Source organism: Jutongia sp. (assembly GCF_057878315.1).
Genome location: NZ_DBLXSO010000036.1, coordinates 14796 through 30651 on the forward strand (window position 1 = coordinate 14796; position 15856 = coordinate 30651).

Here is a 15856-nt window from a genome sequence, read left to right on the forward strand (position 1 = left end):
TTCCGAAACTCTGCGAATTATTTCCCTTTTGAATTCCTCTTATACGCACCTGCAAATCCTAGTTGCTGCCAAGATAGCTTGCCAACGAATTCTGCTGCGACTGAAGCTTGGAAAGTGCTGTCTCCATTGCGGAAAACTGCTTGTAATAACGATCCTCCATGTCAGACAGCTTCGTCTCCCACGATTTGATGTCTTTCTTGTACTGCGTCATCTGCTTTGTCATCTCTTTGTCATTGTAGAAGGACAACGCACTCTTCATCGTTGTGGTGGTAGAGATTTTCTTGTTGATATTATTGTACAGGTTCGATGCGATTCCTGACATAACCTCCATGACAATATCCGGATCACTGTTGATCATGGACTGCAATGTATTCTCGGAATCTGCATAATCAGTGTCATCCTCGTCGCCCTTGATATGAAGCAGACCATATTCCTTATAATCCTTACCGGTTGTAATACCGAGGTTTGCAAGAGAATATGTCTTACCATCGGATGCCTTCACCGTAATACCGGTCAGGGAAGTACGGAAGGTCTCCAGAATACCGCTGAGTGTTGAATCACGACGAAGCAGGGAATCCTTGATCTTTGTTTCCCACTTTTCTACCTCCTCATCGGACATTGCTTCCTTCTGATCGTCGGTCAGCGGATCGTATCCTCTGGCAGAATCTGCATAATAATACTTATTCATCTCCGATAATGCGGAGTTATACTGCTCTACAAAGTCCTTGATCGCATCATAAACTGCAGTGCTGTCATTGGATACGGTAACCTTTACTTCCCTGTCAGATGCAGAGACCAGATTCAGTGACAGTCCATTGACATCCAGTGTTGTATTGCTGCTGGTCAGCGTTGCACCATTGACCTGCACAATAGAATCAGCTGCCTCGATAACAACCATGCCGGTACCATCTGCACTCTCTTTGACCGCAGAACCGTCAATATCATCCATACCAAGAAGCTTCAGTGCTGATTCCTTTGACTGCTCTGTGCCATCCTTCATTGCCTGCGCATAACCATTCACGGCAAGACTGATCGTTGCGTAGCGTTCACTCTGCTTCTCGATGCCTGCATCCCCCAGACCGCTTGTCACTGCGTTGTCAATCTTACCGGTATATTCCTCAGAAGCGAGCTTTTCTGTCACGGCAGGCTCGATGATTTTCTGCTTCAGTACGATCAGACGATCACTTTCTGTGTAGACATTATTGTCCAGACCAGCCTCCTGCAATGCCTGCTTCACTTTACTGTAATCGATATCTCCGGCTTTATGTGCATCACCGTTGCCATCCGTGCCATCTGTCTCGTACTTGTACTTGGAAAGCATATCATCCGTAAGCTTGTTCTTATAATACTCTGTTGCCTTCTCCTTCGCCGTGCGGTCTGAGATATCCTGCAGACTCTTCTCTGCATCTGCTGCAGCACTGGTATCCTGTGCGTTCTTAAGATCACTGAGGATCTTTTTGACCGTGTCCTGATCACCGGAAGACAAATTTGAATAATCCACCGAGTCCATCAGCTTGTTCTGTGCTGCAACCTGCTCTCCGGTCATCGTCTTGCTGGTGATCGTAAACTTACCGTCTGCTCCGCTCTCCTTTGCACTGATAAAGAAACGTCCCTGCTTCTCATCAAAGGACGCATTCAGACCGGCATCCTTTAGTGCATTGACAAAATCACGGACTGTGGTAGTTTCATCCACGTTCAGATTGATCGTTTTCTCACCGGCTGTAATCTCAATCGTGGTATCTCCCTCTGTATCAAAGCCAAGAGCAGACAGCTTCGTGTCAGATGTCACCTTGCTCTCTGTTACCTTACCGGAGGCATCGGTTGACTTGGCAGAAACCTTCGCACTTGTCACATACTGTGCAGCTGCAAGCTGGTTAACCTTAACCGTGTAAGAACCGCTGGACGCACTTGACTGTGCTGTTGCTGTCAATATGGAAGCATCGGAAGATGCTGCCTTCTTGGTCTGGTAGCTTGACTGGAAACGCATCTTTCCGGCAGAATCCGTATAAAAGCTGTAGAGCTTTTTGTTCAGACCTGTCCAGATATTCTGTGTCCACTCCAGCTTCGTTTTCTTATTTTCGACCTTTGTCTTCTTGGTTGTCTGTGCCTCCATCAACGCAGAAACAATGGAATCTGTATCGAGTCCTGAAGTCATTCCCGTCATTCTAAGTGGCATAATAACCCTCCCTTTCTAAAAAACCTTTATCTCTTCTCATCAACAATGATGCCGGCTAATTCCCAGATCTTCTGTAATGCCTCCAGAGACTTCTCCGGTGGCACCTCGCGGATCAGCTGATCCGTCTCCTTATCATAAACCTTAATAGAAACTCTTCTGGTCGGTTCATCATAGGAATACTCACATCTTGTCTTGCTGAGCTTCTGATTGGCTTCTGACATCATGGCATCAATGGTCTTCTGTGTCGGATCCTTTGCACCGGGCTGTTCCGTTTCTCCGCCTTCCTGACCACCCATCGGTGCTCCCGTCTCGGTCACTACCTTCGTGACGATCGGCGCCGTTATCGGCGATGCCGTCCCTCTGCCAGTCGTACTTTCTACCGGTTTCACAGTGTCAAAATCTCCTTCCGTGCCTGTCTTAACACTTCCCAATCCTTCGATTTTCATCCCTAACACCTCCGTGTGCTTATCTAAATTTGTTACTTCTGGATACTATATCGGCAAAAAGGAGGGAAATCATTACATCTCCCTCCAAATTTCTCCACAAATACGCCTATTGCTGACCACCAAACAGATTTTTGACAGCTTCTACATCCACCTCCCGAACTGCCTGCCGGTTCTCCTCCTGGATCTGCAGGTAAATCTCCTTACGGTAGATCGGTACTGATTTCGGTGCCTTGATTCCAAGCTTTACCTGATCACCCTTGATCTCCAGAACCGTGATCTCTATGTCATTTCCAAGCATTATGGATTCATTGCTCTTGCGCGCTAATGCCAGCATATCTGCACCTCCTTAATGTTGTGCCATAAGATAATGCTTTATCTCATAGTCCTGATTTTCTGCAACAAGCTGTACACCCTTTCTGGTGCCTGCATTAATAATGAGTGGTGCCTTCAGATTCACCGATGTCTTCTGAACCTCCGGCGGGATCGTTGCCAGCACAAGAACCACCAGATCATCCTCGCCGAACTCACCGAGTGATTTCATCAGCTCATCCTCCACCACCGGATCATAGTCGGACTTTACCTTCAGCGGATTCACGACCGGAAAGGCAAGTGACTTCTCTGTCGTGCACTGCAGCCATGAGAAAAACGGCTCTTTCTCACTCTCCGAATCGTACAGAATCGTATAGTCCTTGTACTCCTCAAAACCGAATAATCCATGTTCAAAATGAACGATCTTCTTCTCGTCCATGTCGATCTCCCCAAAATATCTTGTATCAATTAACATAGTTCACCCTCTTTTCTTTGTAAAATAATACCACGTCTCACTCCATTACCGGGCAGTTTGCAACGATCTGCTTTCAGCCCGTCATATTAAATATAATCCAACAATGTATTGCCAAGGATCTTTGATGTGGCTGTCAGAGCATACTGATACAGATTGTCTGCCTGAGTCAGATTGATGTAGGCATCCGAAATATCAACATCCTCATTGTTGGAAAGCTGCTCTTCAACATCAACCTTCTGATCTGCAAGCTTATCGGATGTAAGCTTCAGACGATCATAGCGTGTACCGAGATCTGCCACTGCAACATTCAGCTTCTTCTGTGTTGTATCCACCATGGTCAGTCCCTTGCCAAACGCCTCGGTCATCACCGTGACACGAAGAGACTTCTCCGTCTCCAGAGACTCCTTATACGCATTGAGCTTCTCTAACTCATCCGGATCCGTGGTGTTGGCGATCATCTTGTCTGCATTCGCAATGCGGCTCTCCACCTCATCGACATCGGCGATCGCATTGCTCAGATAATCGATCACACGGTAAATATCCGTATCAATCGCATCTCTCGCCTGTGTATTCACAGTCATATTCTGGCTGAAGTTTACTTCATACTTGATCTCCTGTCCATCCGGATCCGCATATGTTGTTTCCTTCTTGGAAACCTTATTGTAGCTCTGACACTCGAAGTACATCTCCGGGCGGATATCGCTCTTGTCAAACTCCGTCTTGCAGTAATTTGCCCGGAAATCAGCCTGATTCTCCTGAATCTCTGTATAAACATTCTTGCCGATCAGCATCTCTCCGGTATCATAAAGGTAAATGACCTCATCATCGCCAACCTCATAGGCATTCGCATCCGTTGAAGCCCTTGTCACCGACTTATAGACCTTCTCGACATCCTTTCCGTCAGTGCCCTTATAGCTTGTCGTCAGTGTCACATAATTCTCTGCTGCATCTTTGCCATCCTTGACAGAAGCATAGGAGGCTGCGGAACAATTCTTATATGCAAGCTGAACTTTATAGAAGGATTTCTTCTCAATGGCAGCCATCTGGTCTGCATAATTCTGCGCATCTGCTCCTTTCTTATACTCCACCGTACCGGTAACAACATTGACCGTTCCGATATCTGTGTACTTGAAGTTCTCCTTGATGTCATATGCCAGATTCTTCGTGGATTCATCAAACAGAAGTGATGTGTCCGTACGATAACCGGTAAACACATATCTTCCGGAATAATCCGCATTTGCCTCATCCTCAAACACAGAGGAAACATATTGCTTTAATACGGATAATACGGAATTACGCTCGTCCTGCGCCAGATAGTCATTGGCACCCTGATCAAGATATCCCTTCATGTTGACCAGAATGGAGTTGATATTCTTCATGGCAGACTCTGTCGTATCCATCCATGAAAGACCGTCCTCCACGTTCTTCTCCACATACTGCTTGATCTGGGATATGGTACTACGGTACTTTAAGGAACGTACTGCCACCGTCGGATCATCCGATGGTCTCTGGATCTTTTTCTCGGAAGTAAACTGCTCCTCGTATTTCAAAAGACTGCTCTTGGCATTTCCAATATGCGTCTGCGCACTGTTGGATATCATTGAATTGGTTACTCTCATATTTCACACGCTCCTTCTGTCTTATACACCTGTTGAATTGATCAGGCGGTCCAGTACCTCATTCATTACCGAAATGACACGATATTGATATTTCAAAAGATTCTGATACTCGATCATGTTCTTTCCTTCTTCGTCTTCATCAACGCCGGACTTGGATAAACGGCGATTCTCGACCCCATCCACAATATTCTTGGAATTGGTGGTGCAGTCATTGATCTTTGTACCATCGACACCGACTGCTGCCGTCATAATCGCAAGGAAGTTGGATGGCATTCCCTGCTTGAACATAGTGTTATCCTCCCGCAGTGCCGAAAATCTGCTGAGATTATCAAAGGAAGCTACACCAGCATTGGCTTCCGTAGAAAACGCCAGCTTCTTTCCATCGCTCAACACATCCTCCGATACCTGTACATTTAATGCGGTCATGCTGTAGTAAGACAGCTTCTGTCCTTTCTGCGTCTTCGAAGAGAAGGTATAGACCACATCCGCGCCGGCAAGACCCTTCTGCGCCTCGCCGTTCAGATAATAACAGCCCTCCGTCTTATTGTACAAAAGCTCTGCCATCTCATACTCTGTTCCATCCGCAAGCGGAGCCGCCACAAAAAGATCACAGCCCTTTTCCTGATAAAGATCATATCCGGTATTCTGGATCTGATTGACATTGGCAGAGAAGGTACGCACAAACTCATTCAGCTGTGCCATATAATAAGGAATGCCTCGAAATCCAACATCGTCTCCGATTGTGGAGGTAGTCTTGTCTCTGTTCAAGGCGGTTTCTAAATGACCACTCTGTCCTTCATTTAACGGCTTCTTTAAAGTAAATGTATATTCATAACTTCCATCGGCGCTGACAGATACCTCAAAGGAATCATATTCAAATTCATAATTGTAGATCTTAAGCTTTCCGTCGCTCTCCGGAATATTAAGCTTCGACAGATCCCAGGAGCTGTCACTGCATGCGCCGTCAGCCTGGGAAGCCTTCAGCGTGATCGTTCCCGCTTTTTGTGCAGAACCCTTTGTATATCCGGTCAGCGTTGCCGAAAAGTTTTCGGAATTATTACCGTCTCTCATCTCCAACAGTGCCTGCAGCTCTCCTCCGAGAATGCTGCTGCGCATATTGAAATCCTGTCCGTTCTTCCAGCGAAGTTCATAAAGACCATCGTAATCCGTCTGGTTGTCCTTGGTCGTTTTGGCCACAAGCTCGATCTGATTCGTCATATACGTATCGACAAGTACACTGTCACCGATAAATACAAGAAATTCTTCTGTGCCCTGTCCGTCTTTCGGGACAGATGTTTCGACCTCCACATCAACCAGAGCAGAAAGATCATCAATCACCTTTGCTCTCTGGTCTCTCAGATCGTTTGCAGAACCACCATTTACCTCCAGTGTATTGATCTGCTTATTCAGGGAAGCAATCTGTCCGGCATAGGAATTGATCTTGTCCACGGCGCTTTTCACCTGTGCATTGATCTCCTTCTGTGCCGTCTGCAGATTATCGGCTGTCTCACGGATAAAATTCATCAGCGTATCGGCGGATCCGGATACCTGACGACGCATCGTGGTATCAGATGCATCTGTTGTCTGCTGCGTCACGGTCTTAAAGAAATCATCCAGTGCATTGGTAATACCGCCGGACTCTGCATCCTTTGAATAAAGATATCCCTGAATATCCTGCAGATAATGATCTAACGTACTGTATCTTCCATAAACCGAATTGCTCTTACGGTACTTATAGTCATAGTAATCATCACGGCTGCTGACAATATCCATAACCTCCACACCGGTACCAAGCATACCGTATGAAGTGCGCAGACTCAGCGGAATCCCTGCCTTCTGCTCAACAGACTGCTTACTGTATCCCTTGGTGTTGCGGTTGGAAATGTTATGCGCCGTTGTATTTAAGCCCATGTTATAGGCATTCATGCCCGATGTCGCTATATTTAATCCAAAAAATGTAGATGGCATATTCTTCCTCCTATCCGAGTCGTTCGATCAGCGTCTCTAACATACTGTCGATGGTATTAATATAACGGGACGCCGCATTGTATGCATGCTGATACTTCATCATATTGACAAGCTCCTCATCCGAGGAAACACCGGCCACCTGCTGCCTCTTGTCCTCTATGCTCTCCGCCAGAGACGTCTGGTAATCGACCATGTTATTCCAGTCGTTTCCGCGAATGCCAAGACCACCGATCATATTGGTGTAATAATCGTCGAAATTGTAGGATGCCTGTGAGTTCGGATCAAGAACTCCCAGATCCTCATCCCAGGAATGTAAAAGATCCTGAAACAGATTCTGTCCGAATGCATACGCTCCATCCAGTCCCAGCTCCGGATTCGCCTTAACCTCCAGCAGGGAGTAATCGGCGGTCAGCTCCTTGTTGATCACCATACTGTTAAGAGTGTACATCCAGTCGATATCGCTTTCATTCTCTTCATTATACAGATACAATGTATATGTCTCATTGCCGTCCGCATCTACGGTCTTTTGTGCCAGTGGAATATCGTTGCCGTCCGCATCCTTTCCATAAATCTGTCCGTTCAGGGTAATCTTCTGATAACGGTCGATCTGACCTCTTGAAAATACCTCTGTGCCGATTGTCTCATGATCATCCGCTCCGACCGGACAATTGATCACATCCAACACCTTGTACTTTCCGCCGGTAAGCTTTGTCATATCAAAGGCTTCCCCGTCTGCAGTCGTACCTGTCGTTACTGTACCAAGATTCACTTGATTGCCCTTAATCTCGATATTGGGCGCAAATGCATCATTGATCTTTGTCACAACATTATGGATCAGACGGTCAAACTGTGCCTGGATCTGCGTAATGATCGAATTGCCCGTTGTATTATTGTAAGCGGAAACCGCCGCCTCGTATTTATTCTGTGCAACCTTGTATGCGGTCTCGTCAAACACACCCTTGTTGTCAATGAAATCCTCTTTCTGCGGCTGATCCGGAATATCCGAGTAGTTAGCGATTTTAAGACCTCTTGCCGTCAAGATACCACGCAGAGAGCCGACATCAGTCTTTCGCTCCGTGGAATATGCCTCTGAGGTATCAAACGCATCACCATATCCGTTATCCATCCAGCGCACCGTGTAGAAGCCATTCTCCGGAATCTTCTCACAGCCAAGATGATAGCTGACTCCCGCATCCACAAACAATGCATTCTCGATATACACCTGAATGCTGCCCTTCTCATCCTCCTGATAATTGAAGTTCGTGTAGGTTGCCAGCTCATCCAGAAGAAGGTTTCTTGCATCACGGTAATCGTTGGCATTCTCCACGCCGCCTGCCTCGATCTTCGCAATCTCCTTATTGTAATAAGCAATTGTCTCGCCAATCGTATTGATCCGGTCGACCTGATCACTGATCTCCTTATTCAGACTGACCTGATATGTATTGAGCTGGGTGTAGATGTTCTGTGCCGTCTCCAGGAAAGACTCTGCCGTTGAAACAAAAAGCCGTCTCTTGGTGATGTCCTCCGGATTGTTTGCCATCTCCTGCATCACATTCCACAGAGACTGGAGATTATTACGAAACTCCATGCCCTCCGTCTCGCCGAAAATATCCTCGATCTCTCCAGATGTCTCTGACAACTTCTCGTAAAATGCCTTACGTCCTGTTTCCAGATGGTACTCCTTGTCCAGAAACGCATCCCTGATCTGGCGGATGGCGGAAACGGTTGTTCCAAGTCCCGTCTGGATCTGTGAACCGTCGACTGCCACCTTGACATTCTGGTAATAACGATCCGTCTGTATATTCTGCTGTCTCGTATATCCCTTTGTCTTGACATTGGCAAGATTATGGGATGTGGTATTTAATCCCGACTGGGCTGTGTGAAGCCCTGACACACCGGTATTAAAGCTGGTAAATAAGCTTCCCATACGATTACCTGCACCTTTCTATCTCTATCTTAAGCTCTCCCTTATAAATGGAAAAAGCGAATGTCTCCAGCGCCCCAATTCATTGGTCTGAACCAGCGAAGGTGCTGGTTCGGAATAATTACTGCTTGGCATCAAAAGCGCCCGGTCCCATATCGATCCCGTAGCTGCTTGACGCATTGCGGTTGTAATTATTGCTCCCCGGTGACATCCGTGTACTTTGAATAAAATTCATATTGAATTCAATCATTTCTAGGGAATTTTCGATTAATTCTTTATTGCGCTGATTGACATTGACAAGCTGCTGCATCACCGGCTTCAGTGAATCATGAAGCTCGCTGAGCCGTTTCTTCTCTGCAGGCTGCCTCGCCATCAGCTTTGCCAGTGTTGTAAGATCCAGTTCCTTTGGATCCCTGTTTAAAACAACACCGATATCCGCGATGATCTTCTCTCGCTTCCTGTCTGCTGCGTATGCCGCATCCAGCAGGCTCTGCTCCTCGTCCGTAATCTTCTGAAGCTCCGGCAGATCCTCCCTGATCAATATTGCCGTCTTACGCTCGGAGATAGGGATCAGCTTCTCGTAGATCTCCTTCTCCTGTCCGAGAACAGTAATCAATTCTTCCATTAAACTCGCCAATGGGTTACCTCATTCCTCATCAGATGCTAGAATCAAAAAACTTGCTCACAACAGAATCTGCAATCTCCTGAGCAGACACATTGTAGCTGCCGGATGCAATCTGTTCCTTTAATGCTGCAACCTTCTCCTCTCTGATGTCAGGAGCTGCTGCAAGTGCCTTCTTCGCTGTCTGGTAATCCTTGCCTTTGCTGGATACCGTAAACTGATCCCTTACAGTGGTTTCGCTTTTCTTTGCGATCTTCTGCGGTCTGGATGCCTGATAAATCTGACTGACCTGATTGTATGCATCAATTCTCATAAATATCACCACCTAAATTTATACATTTTCATGATCTCTATATGTGTATCGGAGTTTTTTGCAAAAAATTTAACACCTTTTTGAAAAAAGGTGTTAAATTTGAAACATTATTCCATTGGAATATGATCTTATTTCAGAATATCACAGAAATCAAAAGTTGCAAAATAGTCAGCCGGTGTCTCTGCACGACGGATCATCTGCACACTTCCATCTTCCTTCAGAAGAAGCTCTGCAGAACGAAGGCGTCCATTGTAGTTATATCCCATTGCAAAGCCATGTGCTCCTGCATCGTGGATAAACAGATAATCACCCATGTCGATCTTCGGAAGCATACGGTCAATGGCAAACTTATCATTGTTCTCACACAGAGATCCCGTCACATCATACTTGTGATCGCACGGTGCATCTTCCTTTCCGAGCACGGTAATATGATGATATGCACCATACATTGCCGGACGCATCAGATTTGCCGCACAGGCATCTACACCAATATATTCCTTATAGATATGCTTCTCATGGATCGCCTTTGTTACAAGGCCTCCATAAGGTGCCAGCATGAAACGACCAAGCTCGGTAAAGATCGCAGCATCACCAAGACCTGCCGGAACCATGATCTCCTCAAACTTCTGACGCACACCGTCGCCGATGATCTCGATATTATTTGGCTCCTTATCCGGTGTATATGGAATACCTACACCGCCGGAGAGATTGATAAATGCAATATCTACACCGGTCTTTTCCTTTAACTCAACAGCAAGCTCAAACAGAATACCTGCCAGTGTCGGATAATAATCGTTGGATACGGTATTGCTGGCAAGGAAGGAATGGATACCAAAACGCTTTGCGCCAAGCTCCTTCAGACGCTTAAATGCCTCGATCATCTGCTCCTTTGTCATACCGTACTTGGCATCTCCCGGGTTATCCATGATATCTGTTCCAAGTTGGAACACTCCACCCGGATTATAACGGCAGCAGATCGTCTCAGGAATGCCTGCACAGTCCTTCAGGAAATCAATATGTGTAATATCATCCAGATTGATAAATGCACCAAGCTGCTTTGCCTTTACATATTCTTCTGCCGGTGTCACATTGGAAGAAAACATAATGTCACTGCCTGAAAAACCGCACTTTTCAGACATCATCAATTCTGTCAGGGATGAACAGTCAACGCCACAGCCTTCCTCCTGAAGAACCTTCAGAATGAACGGATTCGGTGTTGCCTTTACCGCAAAGTACTCTCTGTAGCCTTTATTCCATGCAAATGCTGCCTTAAGGCGTCTTGCATTCTCTCTGATCCCCTTTTCATCATAAATATGGAAAGGGGTCGGATATGTCTTTGCAATCTCCTCGACCTGTTCCTTCGTTACAAATGGTATCTTTTTCATCCGTAAAACTTCCTTCCTTTATATAATTGCACGCTTAACAAACACGGAGAAGCATTTCATTCATGCTCCCGCATCATAATATACCAAAAACATTCTCCGCTTGCAAGATAAAACACGGGCGGATCATGCGTTTTGTTGCTTTTTTTTCATTTTTATGGTATGGTGGATGACGAATGTATGTTTGCACGAAACAGAAAAGGAGTACAGTATGAGTGAGTATACCGGAAAAGAAATCGTAGTATTGGAAGGACTGGAAGCTGTCCGGAAACGTCCCGGCATGTATATCGGCTCCACCGGTTCCCGTGGTCTGCACCATTTGATCTGGGAGATTTTAGACAATGCCATCGATGAGCAGCTTGCAGGCTTTTGCAGCGAAATACATATTACCCTGCAGAGGGACGGTGGCATCTGCATTGAGGATAACGGACGAGGCGTCCCTGTAGACATCCATCCAACCCAGAAGATCCCTACCGTTCGCGTTGTCTATACCGTTCTTCATGCCGGCGGCAAGTTTAACAGCACGGTCTATAAGGTATCCGGTGGTCTCCACGGCGTTGGTTCTTCCGTGGTCAATGCCCTCTCCTCCCATATGATCGTAGAGGTCCGCAGAGACGGGAAGCTTTACCGCGATGAATACCGTGATGGAGGACATCCCGTGACGAAGCTTGAGGGCGGTCAGCTTCCTGTCATCGGCAAGTGTGCCAAATCCAACACCGGTACAAAGGTCATCTTCTATCCGGATGCCGAGATTTTTGAGACGATCACCTTTAAACCGGATGTCATCAAGAAAAAGCTCAAGGAGATTGCTTTTCTGAATAAGAACCTAAAGCTGATCTATACGAACGAGGCAGAGAACGAAACCATCACCTATCAGGAGGAGTTTGGTATTCAGAGCTTTGTCAGCTATATCAACCGCGATGCCGTCACACTTCACCCGACACCGATATATATTGAAGGAACCAGCGGCGATATTGAGGTAGAGGTCGCATTTCAGTACACGACCAGCTTCACGGAGCAGATCAATCCATACTGTAACCGTATCAACGTTGTGGACGGCGGTACTCTTGTGACCGGCTTTAAAACTGCTCTCACCCGCGTGATGAACCAATATGCCAGAGAACTCGGCATACTGAAGGATAAGGACGAGAACTTCGACGGCAAGGACATCCGTAACGGTCTTGTTGCGATCATATCCATCAAGCATCCGGATCCGCAGTTCGAGGGTCAGACGAAGACAAAGTTAGGCAACACCGATGCCAAGACTGCCGTGGATGATGTATTCAGCACCGAGGTCCAGCGCTATTTCGATAAGAATGTTGAGATCCTGCGTACGATTCTCGAAAACTCCATGAAATCCTACAACGCCCGTAAGGCGGGCGACAAGGCAAGAACCGCTGTCTTAAAACAGCTCAACGATGTCGATACAAAGAGCAAGCTTGCCGCCTGCACCTCCCGTAAGCCGGAAGAATGCGAGGTCTATATCGTCGAGGGAGATTCTGCGGGCGGTACTGTTAAGACAGCCCGTAACCGCAAGACACAGGCTGTACTTCCGCTGCGTGGTAAGATCCTGAATGTTGAGAAGGCAACGCTTGAGAAGATCCTTCTGAATAATGAGATCAAATCTATGATCGCTGCTTTCGGCTGCGGCATTGGCGACGATTTTGATATCAGTAAGCTCCGTTATGATAAGATCATCATCCTGACCGATGCCGACGTAGACGGAGCCCATATCAGTACACTTCTGCTGACCTTCTTCTACCGCTTTATGCCGGAGCTTATTTACGCCGGCAAGATCTACCGCGGTCTGCCGCCTCTTTACAAGGTCGACTATGAGACAGTCAGCCAGGCAGCAAAGCAGCGCGAGGAGGATATCGCACTCGGACTGATCTCGCCGGATGAGGAGCCGGACGAGCCGGTCACCACAAAGAAAAAGGGCAAAAAGAAATTATCACGTTATGTTTTTAACGATTTTGAGCTGGAGAAGTTCCGCAAGAACAAATCCTACAAGATCACGGGTATCCAGCGTTACAAAGGACTTGGTGAGATGGACGCAGAACAGCTCTGGGAGACAACGCTCGATCCGGAAAGCCGTATCCTTGCCCAGATCTCGATCAGTGACACGGTCGATGCCGATGAGGTAACCACCACACTGATGAGCAGCAACGTTCCACCGAGACGTGAATTTATCATGTCTGAAGCCAAATACGCCAATCTTGATATTTAAAATGAGGTATGATTATGAAAACAACGGATTCATCCATTATACAATTAGACTTTTCTGAGGAGATGCGCAACTCCTACCGCGACTACGCCGTGAGTGTTATCATCGCCCGCGCGCTGCCGGATATCCGGGACGGCTTAAAGCCTGTTCAGAGACGTATCCTCTACGCTATGAAGGAACTTGGTCTTGCACCGGACAAGCCACATCGTAAAAGTGCCCGTATCGTCGGTGATACGATGGGTAAGTATCACCCACACGGTGACAGCTCGATCTACGATGCACTGGTACATATGACAGAAGATTTCTCTCTGTCGATTCCTCTGGTAGACGGACACGGTAACTTCGGTTCCATTGACGGTGACAGTGCCGCAGCGATGCGATACACAGAGGCACGTCTTTCCTTCGGAGCCATGACGATGCTAGACAATCTCGATAAAGGACTCGTCCCGTTTGGTCCAAACTTTGACGAAAGCGAGAAGGAGCCGCTTGTACTTCCTGCAACCCTTCCTAATCTTCTGTTGAACGGTACGACCGGCATCGCCGTTGGTATGGCAACCAACATTCCGCCACACAACCCTTCCGAAGTGATCGACGGCGTGATCGCTTATATGGATGACCCGGATATTTCCACCTATGAGCTGATGCAGTACATTAAGGGTCCTGACTTCCCGACCGGAGCGATCATTACCAATGCCGATGACATCCGCACGATCTATGAAACCGGCGAAGGTAAGCTAAAACTTCGCGCCAGAACCGAGATTGAGGACAGCGACTATGGCCGCAAGAACATCGTGATCACCGAGATTCCATATACCGTCGCCGGCAACAAGCAGAAACTTTTGGAATCCCTTGTGACTCTCACGAAGGATAAGGTTTTTGATGAGATCTATGACGTCCGCGATGAATCCTCCAAGGAAGGTATCCGTCTTGTCGTTGAGGTCAAGAAGGACCGCAACGTCGAGAACCTTCTGAATGGTCTTTACAAAAAGACAGCACTGGAGGACACCTACGGTGTCAATTTCCTTGCTGTTAAGGACAAACAGCCGTTTACATTCACGTTGAAGGGTGTGATCGATGAATTTGTTCACTTCCAGGAGGAGCTTTACACAAAGGAATATGAGCATCTTCTTGCCAAAGCAAAGGATCGTCAGGAAATCGTCACCGGTCTGATCGTTGCCACAGATGTGATCGATCTGATCATCGAGATCCTCCGCGGCAGTAATTCCGTTAAGCAGGCGAAACTCTGTCTGACACTCGGCATCACAGACGGTATCAATTTCCGCAATCCGGATTCTGAATATCAGGCACAGACACTTACCTTCACAGAGAGACAGGCAGATGCAATCCTCGCGATGCCACTCAGCCGCCTCGTTGGTCTTGAGCTGATGAAACTGCATCAGGAGAATGAAACACTGCTTTCCAACATCGCCGAGTACGAGAATATCCTTGGCAGCATCCCGAAGCTTCACAAGGTCATCAAAAAGCGTCTGACGACCTACAAAAAGCAGTTTGGCAGACCGAGACGCACCGAGCTTTGCAATATGACGGTTGCCAATTATGTGGAGGAGGTCAAGGAGGAGGATATCTATGTTCTGGTTGACCGCTTCGGCTATGCCAAGTCCATGGACAGTGCTTCCTACGGCCGTCTTGCTCCGGAAACCCTGCAGGAGATCCCGCATACGGTTATGATGAAGAATACCGACAAACTCTGTGCCTTTACCGATCAGGGCAATATGTACCAGATCAAGGCAAAGGATATCCCGAAGGGCAAAGCCCGCGACAAGGGTACTCTCGTCCATAATCTCTGTAAGATGAACAACGAGGAGAATGCTCTGTTACTCATCTCCTTCGAGGAGCTTTTCAATTCGCAGCTCTTATTCATCACGAAAAAAGGCTTCGTCAAACAGGTATCGGGCATTGAGTTTGAGACAACCAGATATATGGTCAATGCCTCAAAGCTTGACAAGGATGACTGCCTGATCGCTGTAGATCAGGTTATGCCGGAGGATGCAATCTTCGGCGACCGCAAGGTTATCATGATCACGAAGAAGGGCATGTCCCTTGGATTCCCGCTGGCAGAGGTCAACGAATTCAAAAAAACAAGCCGCGGTCTTAAGGGAATCACACTTGCCGACGGCGATGAAGTAATGTACGGTGCCCTGGTACAGCCTGACACCGACATCAAGGTATTCGATGGTAAGAAATATAATGTCAAAAAGATCCGGCTCCGCAAACGAAACGACAAACCGATGAAGAGCCAGATCCTTGTAAAGTGATAAAGAAAAGATGTGTCCTAAGAGAGTGTGATACTTTTTCTGTAAAATAATGATTAGAAGGTTCTTCTATGATAAAATAAATATCATTAGGAGGGCCTTTTATTATGGCAAGACAAAAGAAA

The 15856-nt window shown here is 46.9% G+C and carries 12 protein-coding genes; 2 read left to right on the forward strand and 10 right to left on the reverse strand.

All coding sequences use genetic code 11. The features are described 5' to 3' along the window. Nucleotides 1-58: 58 nt before the first annotated feature. The 10 genes from fliD to ACZLMD_RS09300 form a co-directional block, all read right to left on the reverse strand. Nucleotides 59-2176, reverse strand: coding sequence for a flagellar filament capping protein FliD (gene fliD, locus ACZLMD_RS09255; RefSeq protein ID WP_482522190.1), 2118 nt, complete (start codon nucleotides 2174-2176; stop codon nucleotides 59-61). A gap of 26 nt (nucleotides 2177-2202) precedes the next feature. Then, on the reverse strand, nucleotides 2203-2622 hold the full coding sequence (locus ACZLMD_RS09260; protein ID WP_022306606.1) for a flagellar protein FlaG: 420 nt from the start codon (nucleotides 2620-2622) through the stop codon (nucleotides 2203-2205). Nucleotides 2623-2728: 106 nt separating this feature from the next. Next, a complete protein-coding gene (gene csrA, locus ACZLMD_RS09265; protein ID WP_022306607.1) occupies nucleotides 2729-2956 on the reverse strand; it encodes a carbon storage regulator CsrA in 228 nt (75 codons plus the stop codon). A gap of 12 nt (nucleotides 2957-2968) precedes the next feature. Next, nucleotides 2969-3406, reverse strand: coding sequence for a flagellar assembly protein FliW (fliW, locus tag ACZLMD_RS09270; protein WP_484107499.1), 438 nt, complete (start codon nucleotides 3404-3406; stop codon nucleotides 2969-2971). 86 nt (nucleotides 3407-3492) lie between these two features. Continuing rightward, the gene (locus ACZLMD_RS09275; protein WP_482523716.1) at nucleotides 3493-5025 is read right to left on the reverse strand and encodes a flagellin N-terminal helical domain-containing protein; all 1533 of its coding nucleotides are present in this window, start codon (nucleotides 5023-5025) and stop codon (nucleotides 3493-3495) included. A 21-nt stretch (nucleotides 5026-5046) separates the two neighbouring features. Then, on the reverse strand, nucleotides 5047-6993 hold the full coding sequence (gene flgK, locus ACZLMD_RS09280; RefSeq protein WP_484107498.1) for a flagellar hook-associated protein FlgK: 1947 nt from the start codon (nucleotides 6991-6993) through the stop codon (nucleotides 5047-5049). A gap of 10 nt (nucleotides 6994-7003) precedes the next feature. Further along, the gene (flgK, locus tag ACZLMD_RS09285; protein ID WP_118559817.1) at nucleotides 7004-8920 is read right to left on the reverse strand and encodes a flagellar hook-associated protein FlgK; all 1917 of its coding nucleotides are present in this window, start codon (nucleotides 8918-8920) and stop codon (nucleotides 7004-7006) included. Between the two features lie 118 nt (nucleotides 8921-9038). Continuing rightward, on the reverse strand, nucleotides 9039-9554 hold the full coding sequence (locus ACZLMD_RS09290) for a flagellar protein FlgN (RefSeq protein ID WP_022306612.1): 516 nt from the start codon (nucleotides 9552-9554) through the stop codon (nucleotides 9039-9041). A gap of 19 nt (nucleotides 9555-9573) precedes the next feature. After that, entirely contained in the window at nucleotides 9574-9852 is a 279-nt protein-coding gene (gene flgM / locus ACZLMD_RS09295; protein ID WP_486818208.1) for a flagellar biosynthesis anti-sigma factor FlgM, read from the reverse strand. 128 nt (nucleotides 9853-9980) lie between these two features. Next, nucleotides 9981-11237, reverse strand: coding sequence for a diaminopimelate decarboxylase (locus ACZLMD_RS09300; RefSeq protein ID WP_118559820.1), 1257 nt, complete (start codon nucleotides 11235-11237; stop codon nucleotides 9981-9983). A 208-nt stretch (nucleotides 11238-11445) separates the two neighbouring features. Between ACZLMD_RS09300 and ACZLMD_RS09305 the strand changes: the two genes are divergently transcribed. Next, nucleotides 11446-13461, forward strand: a complete 2016-nt coding sequence (locus ACZLMD_RS09305) for a DNA gyrase/topoisomerase IV subunit B (RefSeq protein WP_487601178.1) — start codon at nucleotides 11446-11448, stop codon at nucleotides 13459-13461. A 14-nt stretch (nucleotides 13462-13475) separates the two neighbouring features. Then, nucleotides 13476-15734, forward strand: a complete 2259-nt coding sequence (locus ACZLMD_RS09310) for a DNA gyrase/topoisomerase IV subunit A (protein ID WP_489495599.1) — start codon at nucleotides 13476-13478, stop codon at nucleotides 15732-15734. The last annotated feature ends 122 nt before the right edge of the window (nucleotides 15735-15856 follow it).